Origin of the sequence: Blautia intestinihominis, from assembly GCF_040096655.1 — a bacterium.
In the GTDB taxonomy this organism is placed as follows: Bacteria; Bacillota; Clostridia; order Lachnospirales; family Lachnospiraceae; genus Blautia_A; species Blautia_A intestinihominis.
Map to the genome: position 1 here is coordinate 128,669 of NZ_JBBMEI010000002.1, position 12,373 is coordinate 141,041.

Sequence of the window (12,373 nt, forward strand, 5' to 3'; positions counted from 1 at the left end):
TTTTAAAAAAAATTTTTCTCAACACCTTGTAATCTGCGAAAAATGTGGTAAACTGGAATGTCGTATCATGGAAAAAACACATTAATATAGAAGAAAAAAGAAAGGATTTCGATTTTTATGAATATCAAACGCGAAGATGTACGCAACGTAGCCATTATCGCCCATGTCGATCACGGCAAAACCACCCTGGTAGACCAGCTTCTGAAGCAGAGCGGTGTATTCCGTGAAAACCAGGAAGTTCAGGAACGTGTCATGGACTCCAATGACATTGAGCGTGAGCGCGGAATTACTATTTTGTCCAAGAACACTGCTGTCCACTACAAAGGAGTAAAAATCAACATCATCGATACCCCAGGCCATGCAGACTTCGGCGGCGAAGTAGAGCGTGTACTGAAAATGGTCGATGGCGTTATTCTTCTGGTAGATGCTTTTGAGGGTGCTATGCCTCAGACTAAATTTGTTCTGAAGAAAGCTCTGGAGCTGAACCTGCACGTTATCGTCTGCATCAACAAGATCGACCGTCCGGAAGCACGTCCTGATGAAGTTATCGATGAAGTTCTGGAACTTCTTATGGACCTTGAAGCTTCTGACGAGCAGCTTGACTGCCCGTTCCTGTATGCTTCTGCAAAAGCAGGCCATGCAGTTCTTGACCTCGCAGATACACCGGAGAATATGGCTCCGCTGTTTGAGACAATCCTGAAATATATCCCGGCTCCGGAAGGTGATCCGGAAGCTGACACACAGGTTCTTATCAGCACCATCGACTACAATGAATATGTAGGACGTATCGGTGTAGGTAAAGTAGAGAACGGTAAGATCGCAGTAAACCAGGAACTTACCCTTCTGAACCATCACGACCTTGACAAACGCAAGAAAGTCAAGATCAGCAAACTTTATGAATTCGACGGACTGAACAAAGTTGAAGTTAAAGAAGCATCTGTAGGTTCCATCGTAGCGATCTCCGGTATCGAAGATATCCATATCGGTGATACTCTCTGCGGCGGCGACAACCCGGAGGCAATTCCATTCCAGAAGATCTCCGAGCCTACGATCTCCATGAACTTCCTCGTAAACGACAGCCCGCTTGCAGGACAGGAAGGTAAATACATCACTTCCCGTCATCTGCGTGACCGTCTGTACCGTGAGCTCAATACAGATGTCAGCCTTCGTGTAGAAGATACTGAAACTACCGAATGTTTCAAGGTTTCCGGACGTGGTGAACTTCACCTTTCTGTCCTGATCGAGAACATGCGCCGTGAGGGTTATGAATTCGCAGTAAGTAAACCGGAAGTTCTGTATCACACAGACGAACGCGGCAAGAAACTTGAACCAATGGAAATCGCTTACGTTGATGTTCCGGAAGAATTTTCCGGTACCGTTATCCAGAAACTGAGCGAGCGTAAAGGTGAACTCCAGGGAATGAGCACAGCCAGCGATGGTTCTGTCCGCCTGGAATTCCATATCCCGTCCCGTGGACTGATCGGTTTCCGTGGAGAGTTCCTTACTTCCACCAAGGGTACCGGTATCCTGAATACAACCTTCGATGGATATGCTCCATACAAAGGAGATTTCCAGTACCGTAAACAGGGCTCCCTGATCGCATTCGAAGCAGGTGAAGCTGTTGCATATGGTCTGTTCTCCGCACAGGACCGTGGAACACTTTTCGTTGGACCTGGCGAAAAAGTATACAGCGGTATGGTCATCGGACAGAATGGTAAAGCTGAAGACATCGAACTGAATGTCTGCAAGACCAAACATCTGACCAACACACGTTCCTCTTCCGCCGATGAAGCTCTGAAACTGACACCGCCTAAGGTTCTCAGTCTTGAGCAGGCGATCGAGTTTATCGACCAGGATGAGCTTCTTGAGGTTACACCATCAAGCCTTCGTATCCGCAAGAGAATTCTTGATCCCAGAGAAAGAAAACGTGCTGCATTCCGTAAGCAGTAAGAGTAAATCACAGGACACGCCGCTGGCGTTCCCTGATATACAGAGCAATAAAAGAATCGCCCTGAGTCGTAACATTTTAACGGCTCAGGGCGGTTTTATTTGTAAAAATTCAATTATCGGCAGTCATACCTGAAATTTACCGGATTCCCAGTTTCCGGTACAGTGCTGCTTTCACCTCATCTGCTGCAAAAGCTGTGTCCACTGCATTCTTCATCAGGAGCGGAAGTTCTTCATCACGGATCCCGTAGGTTCTCTGGATGAAATCCAGTTCTTTGGTCAGATTTGTATTGCTGACTGTCCGGTTGTCGGTGTTGATCGATACCTTCAGTCCTGCATCCAGGAATTCACGGAGCGGATATTCTGCGGTACTGTTGACTGCTTTTGTCTGGAGATTGCTGATCGGGCACATTTCGATTCCTATGTTTTTCTCTGCAAGTGCTCTCTCAAGTTCTTTATGACCACGCATGGCGATACCATGTCCGATCCTCTTTGCTCCGACCTGCACAGAATCTATGATATTCTGAGGATTTCCACATTCTCCTGCATGGAGAGTAAAAGGTATCCCCAGTTTCCCCGCTTTTGTAAACAGTTCCATGAACTCCGACATTGGATATGCTGCCTCTGCTCCAGCAAGGTCTGCTCCGCATACACCGGAACCGAGATATTCCCTTGCCGCCTTGAGCATACGATAATTCTCTTCCTCGCTATGATGGCGCATTGCACAGGTGAGTACTCCGTACTCTACTCCAAAATCTTTCCTGCCGCGTTCCAGACCACTAAGAAGTGCTTCGATCACTTTGCTGCAGTTCATATCCTCTGTCTCTGAGAACAGCGGAGCGAAACGGATCTCTGCATAGCAGACATTTTCCTGGCTCATGCTGCGAAGTACATCATAACCGGCTTCCGCAAGTCCCTGTTCGTCCATGAGGCATCGGCCCGGGATGTCAAATTTCTCAAGATATTCGGCAAGACTCGTACAGTCGTCAGAAACTGTAAGTTCTTCCTGGCTGACCTGTCTTCCAAGTCTTTTCTCTATAAATTCTCTGCTGAGTGAACCGTCCAGATGACAGTGCAGCTCTACTTTTGGCAGTTGTTTCAGTTCTTCTTTCGTCATATTCATTCTCCTTTTCCTTCCATTTCTGAAAAGAACTGATCCGGCGGGCATCACGAGACTGCACCTGAATCAGTTCTTAATTACTTTGAATCAATGTTTCTGTTGTTTCTTTTTCTTCAGAAGCTGAACCTTTGCCTCAAGAAGTTTCTCTCTGGAAAGTTTCGGCTCGGAAGATTTTTCCTTCAGTGGTTCCGGCTTGTGGAAGCTATTATCGTATTCTTCTCTCATGTCTTCTTTGTGGTTCTTCTGAAGTCCTCTGTTTGTCAGTTTCCTGATAATATCATAGAGTACGCCAAAAAGCGGAACCGCAATGACCATTCCCACAAGTCCCCATAATCCGCCAAACAGAAGAATGGAAAACAGCACCCAGAAGCTGGAAACGCCTGTTGTGTTTCCGAGGATCTTCGGTCCAATGATATTTCCATCTACCTGCTGAAGAATCACGATAAAGATGAGGAAATACAATGCCTGCCACGGGTTGTCAAGAAGAAGAAGTAATGCACACGGGATTGCACCGATAAAAGGTCCGAAAAACGGTATGATGTTCGTCACACCGATGACAACGCTGATAAACGCTGCAGATTCAAATCCCAACAACGTTGTCCCTGCAAAACAGATCACACCGATGATTGCAGAGTCGATGATCTTGCCAACAAAGAATCCATTGAACATCTTGTCTGTGTAATGGACTTCTTCCTCGATGATCTGTGCCCATTTGTTCGGGAATATACCATACAGGAGAAGTTTCGCCTGTGCGCCAAACAGTTTGCGGCTGGCAAGGAGATATACTGCAATCAAAAATCCGAGGAACATATTCTTGAATACACTCAGGACTTCAATCAACTGTACGGTAAGATTCCCTATAATCCCCTGAATTGTCTGCATCATACTGGAATTCGCACTCAGAATGTCATTCAGACCACTTTCAATCTGTGAAGAAAAATGATTAAAATATGCCTGAAGCTGCGGCTGATCCTGGAGCACCTGATCTATCATACGATTGCAGTATGCAAGCCGTGCCGGAAGGATACGGATGATTTTGATCGTACTGTCCCATACCTGCGGTAAGATCAGCAGGATCAGCAGAACTACGAGAGTCACTGCACATATGATCGCTATTGCAATGGAAAGAAACTTCATTCCCTTTTTCTGTTTCTCAGTTGCATTTGGAAACCATTTCAGGAATCTGTCATCCATCCGGTTGCACATCGGTGCAAGGATATAAGCGATCAGTGCGCCATACAGGAATGGTTTCAGGATATTAAAGATCACGCGGATTCCTGCTGCGATACTCTGGCTCTGGTTCAGGATATACATGATCGCAAATCCAAACGCCAGGACTGCTGCACCTGTAATTCCAAGTTTCACGTATTTTGTGTTTTCATTCTGTTTCAATAATCATGCCCCCTGAAGCTTAACGCTTCCTTTGTTCCACATAAGATGTATGTGGTTTTTGTTTGATTTTACCATATCTGTTGGTGTTTATTGTAACATTCGTGTTCTTTCTTTTCAACACACAAAGTCTTAAATTTGTCCGCGCAAATCTTAAACAAATCTTAACTGCCATAAAGCAACTGCCCCGGCACTACGTTCCTGTAATGCCGGGGCAATCGCCGCTTATATTATTTATATTTTATGGAAGAAAATATATCGTTTTAATTATTTACCATAGTAAGCTTTCAGGTAGATTTCTTTGAGTTCTGCGATGAGTGGGTATCTCGGGTTTGCACCAGTACACTGGTCGTTGAATGCCTGCTCGCTCATCTCATCAAGAGTCTCAATGAAGTATTTCTCGTCTACACCGTAATCTTTGATGGTAGGTTTGATCTCGATGATCTTCTTGAGTTCTTCGAGTTTCTCCAGAAGTTTCTCAAATACTTCTTTGTCATCTTTTCCTGTCAGTCCTACGAAACGGCCAACCTCTGCGTAGCGAGCCAGTGTCTTCGGATACTGATACTGCGGGAAAGTACCCATCTTAGCCGGAACTTCTGCTGCATTGTAGCGCATAACATCTGTAAGTACCAGAGCGTTTGCGATACCGTGCGGGATGTGATGGAAAGCGCCCAGTTTGTGAGCCAGGGAGTGGTTTACTCCGAGGAATGCATTTGCGAATGCCATACCAGCCATGCAGGAAGCATTTGCCATATGATCTCTTGCCTCTACATCATTTCCGTTTCTGTATGCTCTTGGCAGATAATCAAATACCAGTTTGATTGCACGGAGTGCAAGACCGTCTGTGTAGTCAGAAGCCATCATGGATACATATGCCTCAAGAGCATGTGTCATAACGTCGATACCGGAAGCACTTGTCAGTCCTTTTGGTGCACTCATCATGTTGTCTGTATCTACGATCGCCATATCCGGTAACAGTTCGTAGTCAGCCAGAGGCCATTTGATTCCTGTTTCTTTGTCTGTGATGATGGCGAAAGGTGTTACCTCAGAACCTGTACCGGAAGATGTAGGTACGGCGATGAAGTAAGCTTTTTTACCCATTTTCGGGAATGTATAGATTCTCTTACGGATATCCATGAAGTCCATTGCCATATCATCGAAGTCTGCATCCGGGTTTTCATAGAGAACCCACATGATCTTACCAGCATCCATTGCGGATCCACCACCCATTGCGATGATGCAGTCTGGTTCGAATGCACGCATTGCTGCAGCACCTGCTCTTGCAGAAGCGAGGGACGGGTCTGGTTCTACATCAGAGAAGCATGTATGAACGATTCCCATTTCGTCAAGTTTGTCTTCGATCTTCTTGGTGTATCCATTCTTGTAAAGGAAGGAGTCCGTTACGATGAAGCAGCGTTTTTTGCCCATCACGTTTTTCAGCTCATCAAGAGCAACCGGCAGGCAGCCTTTTTTGAAGTAAACTTTTTCCGGGGTTCTCATCCAGAGCATGTTCTCTCTCCTCTCAGCAACAGTCTTGATATTGATCAGGTGTTTAACACCAACGTTTTCAGATACAGAGTTTCCACCCCAGGAACCGCATCCAAGTGTCAGAGACGGAGCGAGTTTAAAGTTGTAGAGATCTCCGATACCACCCTGAGAAGATGGAGTGTTGATCAGGATACGGCAGGTCTTCATTGCTGCTGCATGTTTTGCCATCTTTTCTTTCTCATTTACGTTGATGTACAGAGAAGATGTATGTCCATATCCACCGTCAGCTACCAGCTGTTCTGCTTTTGCGATAGCTTCGTCGAAGGTTTTTGCCTTGTACATTGCAAGTACAGGAGAAAGTTTCTCGTGTGCGAACTCTTCGCTGATATCTACAGATTCTACTTCACCGATCAGGATCTTGGTTTCTGCCGGAACAGTAACTCCTGCCATCTCAGCGATCGTAGCTGCTTTCTGTCCAACGATCTTGGCATTCAGTGCACCGTTGATCAGGATTGTTTTTCTTACTTTTTCGATTTCGTCTTTCTTAAGGAAGTAGCATCCTCTGTACTGGAACTCTTCTTTTACTGCTTTGTAAATGCCTTCAAGAACAGTTACGGACTGCTCAGAAGCACAGATCATACCATTATCAAATGTTTTGGAATGGATGATGGAGTTTACTGCAAGACGGACATCTGCTGTGTCGTCGATGATAACCGGTGTATTTCCGGCTCCAACACCAAGTGCCGGTTTTCCGGAGGAGTATGCTGCTTTAACCATTCCAGGACCACCTGTTGCAAGAATGATGTCAGCTTCCTTCATTACGAGGTTTGTAAGCTCAAGGCTTGGTACATCGATCCAGCCAATGATTCCTTCCGGAGCACCTGCTTTTACTGCTGCTTCAAGAACAACTTTGGCAGCTTCAATAGTGCTTCCTTTTGCACGTGGATGTGGGCTGATGATGATTGCGTTTCTTGTCTTCAGAGCGATCAGGGTTTTGAAGATTGCTGTGGAAGTCGGGTTTGTTGTCGGGATAACTGCTGCGATCAGACCGATCGGTTCTGCAATTTTCTTGATTCCATAAACCGGATCTTCTTCCAGTACACCACAGGTCTTGGTGTTTTTGTATGCATTGTAGATGTACTCTGCTGCGTAATGGTTCTTGATGACTTTATCTTCTACGATACCCATTCCTGTTTCTTCAACGGCTGCTTTTGCAAGCGGGATACGGGCTTTGTCTGCTGCTGTTGCGGCTGCTTTGAAGATCTTGTCTACCTGCTCCTGAGTATAGGTAGCAAAAATTTTCTGAGCTTCTTTCATCGCAGCGATCTTGGCTTCAAGTGCCTCTGGAGTGTCGATAATTGCCGGGATGTGGGTTTCTTTCTTTGCCATTTCTGAATCCTCCTGTTTTCCTCTTGTGATTTGATTCTTTCTGGTTTTAGTAGTGTGTTTGATGGTTGTGTGTGTTAATGGATTAACGTTAATTATTTATCAATCTTGCTGATGAGGCTATTGTATTAGATTGTTAATCATTTGTCAATATATTTTAACCACCTAAAAAATCCACTAAATCCCTTTTTATTTATTCTTTTTATGTAATTTGCACAACTCTACCCGGGGCATTTTTGTATATATTTATCATATTTTATGGTTACTTATTTTGCAATTTATTTTTATATGGTATTTTATATAAGTTTTTTTGTTTTTCTCTGTACAAATTAGTTATTTTGTATATAATAGAATAATACATCAGAATATATTGTCATATTCCTATTTTATCCTGCATAGATTAGAGGATAAGAGATGACACAGAACTATTCCCTGTTCTGCGATTCTCTTCTGTTTTACTTTCTTTTAACACGATCAATCTACAGATTTATTATTGAAGGAGTATTCTAATGGGAAGCGGTAATGCAATACGGGTAACAGAACCAGAAACATTCACACTGATACAATTAGAGGAAGAAAGACAGAAATTGAAAAAGAAAGAACTATTAAAGAATATGCTGACCGACAGCGAGTTCAGCATCCAGGGACAATGTGCCATCAATCTTATGATGACCAAGATCGATATCATCAACACTTTTCTGCTGATGAAGACCGGACGAAACTACATACAGATGAAGACCGGACGACTCAAGAGCTACGACAGTGTCTGCAAGAAAATGCAGAAAAAAGGCCTCGATATGAATTTCGCGCAGGCAGTGGAAAAGATCAACGACCTGATCGGGGTCCGTGCTGTGTGCGCTTATGTGGACGATATCTACAAGGTGGCTGACCTGATCCAGAAACAGCAGGACATCCGCATCATCAAGATCAAGGACTATATCAAGCAGCCCAAGAAATCCGGCTATCAGAGCCTGCATCTGATCCTGGAGATCGCAATTCCATTCCAGAATGAGAATCAATGGGTCAAACTGGAGCTTCAGCTCCGGACGGCTGCAATGGATTACTGGGCAAACCTCGACCACCAGCTCCGTTATAAGAGAGGTCAGAAACAGGCTGCCGTTATCAATGAGGAACTGCAGCAATGTGCCTCTATGATCAGCCAGCTCGATCAGAAGATGCTGGCGATCCGCAAGAAAATTGATAAGATCTGATATAATGCCATGTAAACGTAGACAGGAGCCTCTGCCTTGTATTTCTACAAGAGGGGCTCCTGTTTTTGTGGTTTTATCTAAAATCCTGTATAAATAGTGTTTTATATTGTTATTTTTTTGTCATTCTTTTGTTGTTTCATGTGGATTATTTGCCCAGTCCATACTCCGCAGCCAGTTTCTTAAACTCCGGAAGGGAATTCTGGATCGTCTCATAGGAAACACAGTATGCCAGCCTCACATATCCCGGGCAGGCAAAGGAGCTTCCCGGAACCATGAGGATATTGTATTTCTTGCCGGCCTCACAGAACTGCTTCTCATCTGCGATCGGAGATTTCACGAACAGGTAAAAAGCTCCCTGTGGTTTGATGCACTCAAATCCACATTCTGTCAGTCCATTGTAAAGTGCCAGACGGTTTCTGTCATAAGCTGCAACATCTACTTCTGCGTCTACGCATTTCTGGATGACTTTCTGCATCAGGGACGGTGCATTGACACTTCCGAGTACACGGTTTGCGATCGCTGCTGCTGTGATGACGGTTGCGCTGTCTTCCAGCTCATCCGGAATGACCAGATAACCGATACGCTCACCCGGCAAAGACAGAGATTTACTGTAGGAATATCCTACAACCGTATTCTTGTAGTATTTCGTCAGATACGGAACTTCTACGCCGTCATAAGCCAGCTCTCTGTATGGCTCATCAGAAATCAGATAGATCACAGAACCGAACTCCTGCTGTTTTTTCTCCAGGATCGCTGCAAGTTCTTTGATAGTATCCTCGGAATAAACGACACCTGTCGGATTGTGCGGTGTATTTACGATCACTGCACGAGTGTTGACTGTAATTTTTTCTTCCAGTTCTTTAAGGTTCGGCTGAAAGGTCTCTGTGTTCGGTGAGATTTCCACAAGCTTGCCATCATAGTTGCGGACATATGCACCATATTCCAGGAAATACGGTGCAAAAACGATCACTTCCTCTCCAGAATTCAGGATCGTTTTGAGGATCACGTTCAGGCCACTGGCAGCACCAACAGTCATGATCAGATTATGTGCAGAAAAAGCAGTTTCGAAACGACGGTTCAGAGACTGTGCGATCGTCTCTCTGACATCCTCGAACCCGGCGTTACTCATATATCCATGAAGGACAGTCGGTTCTTCGTTGTTTACAAGATCTATGATTGCTTCGCGTACACAGTCCGGTGCCGGAACACTTGGATTTCCAAGGCTGAAGTCATAGACTTTGTCCGCACCGTACTTTGCCCGGAGACGGTTTCCTTCTTCGAACATCATACGGATTGCTGAATTGTTCTGTACGAAAGGTTTCATTTTTTCTGCTATCATAATACTTGTGCCTCCTCTTAATTCTTATTGTTTGCGATACTTACGGATTGTTCCGTGGTATCTTATTTCTTTTTGCTGTGTCCGAATGAGATCCATCCTGTCAGTGCCAGCATGGCAATACCGACGATCATCCATGGGATCAGATAAGCATTTCCCTTTGGCTGGAACATGTCATAGTAACCTTTGAGATAAATGATCGCTACAACGACCGGGATCACCCACAGCATGTAATTTCTGATGAATGCCGGGAATTTCGCTCCTTTTCCTGTGTTGGCTTCTCTCAGGAAATTCTTCCATCCCCATCCGTTCTTAGATGTACAGAAAATCACGAATATTACAGATCCAAGCGGCAGGATGTTGTTTGAGATAATAAAGTCCTCAAGATCCATGATAGTTGTTCCTTCACCAAGGATCTGGATTCCGGACCATGGTCCAAAGCCAAGGATTGCCGGCATGGAAAGGATAATGATCAGAACGATATTAAATGCAACAGCCTTGTTGCGTTTCCATCCCCACAGATCCATTGCAAAGGACAGGATATTTTCGAATACTGCAATTACTGTAGACAGTGCCGCAAAAGACATAAACAGGAAGAACAGTGCTCCCCAGAGTCTTCCGCCAGCCATCTGATTGAACACATTTGGCAGAGTGATGAACACAAGTCCCGGACCTGCTCCCGGCTCTACATTGAATGAAAAACACGCCGGAATGATAATAAGTCCTGCCATCAGTGCTACGAAGGTATCCAGGATCAGGATGTTGATGCTTTCTCCTGCAAGGGTACGTTCTTTGCCCATGTAGCTTCCGAAGATCTCCATCGCTCCGATACCGATACTCAAAGTAAAGAATGCCTGTGACAGTGCCCCAAAGATTACATTTCCAATTCCTGCCTCGCGGATATTGTCAAGATTCGGTACAAGGTAGAATTTCACACCTTCCATTGCTCCATCCAGTGTTACGGAGTGAACTGCCAGTACAACGATCAGTGCCAGCAGACAGATCATCATAATCTTAGTGATACGCTCGATTCCGTTCTGAAGTCCCAGGGAACATACACCAAATGCCAGCAGGACCGCTGCGATCATCCATCCAGTCATCGTTCCTGTAGATGTCATCAGATTTGAGAAAAATCTGCTCACTTCTTCGGAAGAAGCTCCGCTCAGTTTCCCGGTTGCCATAACATAACAATAGTACATCATCCATCCTGCAACCATCGTATAAAACATCATCAGCATGTAGTTACCGATCATTCCCATATAGCTGTATTTATGGAAATTAGAACCTTCCGGCTCCAGTTTGTGAAATGCTCTTGCCGTACTCAGTCTGCTGCTTCGTCCTACTGCAAATTCGCTTACAAGGATCGGAAGTCCAAGCAGTACAAGAAAGCCAAGATAGATCAGGATAAAAGCGGCACCGCCGTACTTACCTGTCATGTACGGAAATTTCCATACGTTTCCAAGACCTACTGCACATCCTGCTGAAACCAGGATGAATCCAAGTCTTGATCCAAATGTTTCTCTTTCTTTCAAAAGATTTTCCTCCTCCATTTTCATTAACTTATCTATTATAACACAAGGACAGTCCGATGTGAACTGTCCTTGCAGGAATTGGGATTTCAATTTGAAGTTTTATATATAGTTATATCAGGCAAGATGTTATACGGTCGTTACAAGTGCCTCAAAAGCACCTTCCAGTTCATACTCACCGATATTGGCTGTGACAAAGAGGCTGTCTCCTTTTTTGAAAGTCAGGGTTTCTTCCTTATCGCGGATCGTACCTTTTCCTTCCATGACGAGAATGCTTACGAAGGAAGTCTTGTCGATCTCGCCGAACACTTTTTTGACGTGCTGTCCGTCGAGAACGAGCTTATCTACGGTAAAGTACGGGCAGGATACGATATGCGGTTCGAAGGTCTACTTCTTTCAGCCATGAATATTCTTTTTTATATCCGGCCGGTGTATTTTTCAACATCTTTTTTTCTTTCTGGTAATGACTGATCTTATCTGCAAGCATCTGGTTATAAAGAAAATGGCAGCAACCGATTGTTTTCTCTATCTGAGATATCTGTTCTTTATTTGGATAGATTCTTATTTTTACTGCCCGGTTTACTTTTCTCACCCTGACTTTCTATATACTGACGGATTGATTCTATTTCTATGAACACATTGTTCTTGCTTCATTATAATATATTTGTTTTATAAGAACAAGTGCTTTTATGAATTATTCGAGCAGATATGCTCAAAGGTCAATTCATCCCTTCACCTATAGGTGAGGGAATCCTTACTACATTTGTTAAATTAACTTGTTGTGCTAGATAAAATAAAATATAAAGAAACTTCAACAAAATGTGCTATCTTATTTGTAGGACATACAAATTTGAAAGGGGGCATCATCATGTTGAAGTTTCAAAGTAATGATACCACGATTATTGCAACTTTTGAAGACTTTATTTTGACCACTTACGTTATTATTGATGAATTGTATCACCGCTTT

The 12,373-nt window shown here is 44.1% G+C and carries 9 protein-coding genes and 1 pseudogene; 3 read left to right on the plus strand and 7 right to left on the minus strand.

Annotated features, from left to right (window positions below):
• Positions 1-117 precede the first annotated feature (117 nt).
• Complete coding sequence (typA, locus tag WMO75_RS01585; RefSeq protein WP_022214081.1) at positions 118-1,950, plus strand: translational GTPase TypA; 1,833 nt, start codon at positions 118-120, stop codon at positions 1,948-1,950.
• Between the two features lie 136 nt (positions 1,951-2,086).
• Here typA and add read toward each other — a convergent pair whose 3' ends face one another.
• The 3 genes from add to adhE form a co-directional block, all read right to left on the minus strand.
• Positions 2,087-3,064, minus strand: a complete 978-nt coding sequence (gene add, locus WMO75_RS01590) for an adenosine deaminase (RefSeq protein WP_118698461.1) — start codon at positions 3,062-3,064, stop codon at positions 2,087-2,089.
• Between the two features lie 90 nt (positions 3,065-3,154).
• Positions 3,155-4,459 (minus strand): AI-2E family transporter, encoded by a 1,305-nt coding sequence (locus WMO75_RS01595; protein WP_243111553.1) that lies wholly within the window; start codon positions 4,457-4,459, stop codon positions 3,155-3,157.
• A 264-nt stretch (positions 4,460-4,723) separates the two neighbouring features.
• A complete protein-coding gene (adhE, locus tag WMO75_RS01600) occupies positions 4,724-7,333 on the minus strand; it encodes a bifunctional acetaldehyde-CoA/alcohol dehydrogenase (RefSeq protein ID WP_118698460.1) in 2,610 nt (869 codons plus the stop codon).
• 506 nt (positions 7,334-7,839) lie between these two features.
• On the opposite strand from adhE, the gene WMO75_RS01605 reads away from it, so the two are divergent.
• Entirely contained in the window at positions 7,840-8,541 is a 702-nt protein-coding gene (locus WMO75_RS01605; RefSeq protein WP_022214085.1) for a GTP pyrophosphokinase, read from the plus strand.
• 145 nt (positions 8,542-8,686) lie between these two features.
• Here WMO75_RS01605 and WMO75_RS01610 read toward each other — a convergent pair whose 3' ends face one another.
• From WMO75_RS01610 to WMO75_RS01625, 4 genes are all read right to left on the minus strand, one after another.
• Complete coding sequence (locus tag WMO75_RS01610; protein ID WP_118251848.1) at positions 8,687-9,880, minus strand: pyridoxal phosphate-dependent aminotransferase; 1,194 nt, start codon at positions 9,878-9,880, stop codon at positions 8,687-8,689.
• 62 nt (positions 9,881-9,942) lie between these two features.
• The gene (locus tag WMO75_RS01615) at positions 9,943-11,433 is read right to left on the minus strand and encodes a sodium-dependent transporter (protein ID WP_420314286.1); all 1,491 of its coding nucleotides are present in this window, start codon (positions 11,431-11,433) and stop codon (positions 9,943-9,945) included.
• Between the two features lie 102 nt (positions 11,434-11,535).
• On the minus strand, positions 11,536-11,715 hold the full coding sequence (locus WMO75_RS01620; protein WP_118251849.1) for a cupin domain-containing protein: 180 nt from the start codon (positions 11,713-11,715) through the stop codon (positions 11,536-11,538).
• Positions 11,716-11,746: 31 nt separating this feature from the next.
• Entirely contained in the window at positions 11,747-11,998 is a 252-nt protein-coding gene (locus WMO75_RS01625) for a helix-turn-helix domain-containing protein (RefSeq protein WP_118251850.1), read from the minus strand.
• Positions 11,999-12,274: 276 nt separating this feature from the next.
• On the opposite strand from WMO75_RS01625, the pseudogene WMO75_RS01630 reads away from it, so the two are divergent.
• Positions 12,275-12,373: pseudogene (locus WMO75_RS01630) on the plus strand (IS982 family transposase); the annotation flags it as partial.